The sequence below is a fragment of the Vibrio sp. SCP2 genome (assembly GCF_059295395.1).
Map to the genome: position 1 here is coordinate 1 of NZ_JCAFVV010000030.1, position 551 is coordinate 551.

Annotated in this window: 1 rRNA gene; it reads right to left on the minus strand. The window is 48.3% G+C overall.

The window, feature by feature from the left end:
* Positions 1–532 (minus strand): 23S ribosomal RNA (locus AC5O63_RS22400); the annotation flags it as partial.
* Between the last annotated feature and the right edge of the window lie 19 nt (positions 533–551).

Consider the following 551-nt stretch of genomic DNA (forward strand, 5'->3'; position numbering starts at 1 on the left):
GGTGCTCCTACTGCTTGTACGTACACGGTTTCAGGTTCTATTTCACTCCCCTCACAGGGGTTCTTTTCGCCTTTCCCTCACGGTACTGGTTCACTATCGGTCAGTCAGTAGTATTTAGCCTTGGAGGATGGTCCCCCCATATTCAGACAGGATATCACGTGTCCCGCCCTACTCGATTTCACTGATGATGAGATGTCGGTTACGGGGCTATCACCCTGTATCGCGCCACTTTCCAGAGGCTTCACCTGTCTCATTAAAAGCTTAAGGGCTAGTCCAATTTCGCTCGCCGCTACTTTCGGAATCTCGGTTGATTTCTTTTCCTCGGGGTACTTAGATGTTTCAGTTCCCCCGGTTCGCCCTGTTAACCTATGTATTCAGTTAACAGTAATTGCTTATGCAATTGGGTTTCCCCATTCAGAAATCCCAGACTCAAATGGTTGTTACTACCTAATCTGGGCTTATCGCAAGTTACTACGTCTTTCATCGCCTCTGACTGCCAAGGCATCCACCGTGTACGCTTAGTCACTTAACCATACAACCCCAAAGGGTCT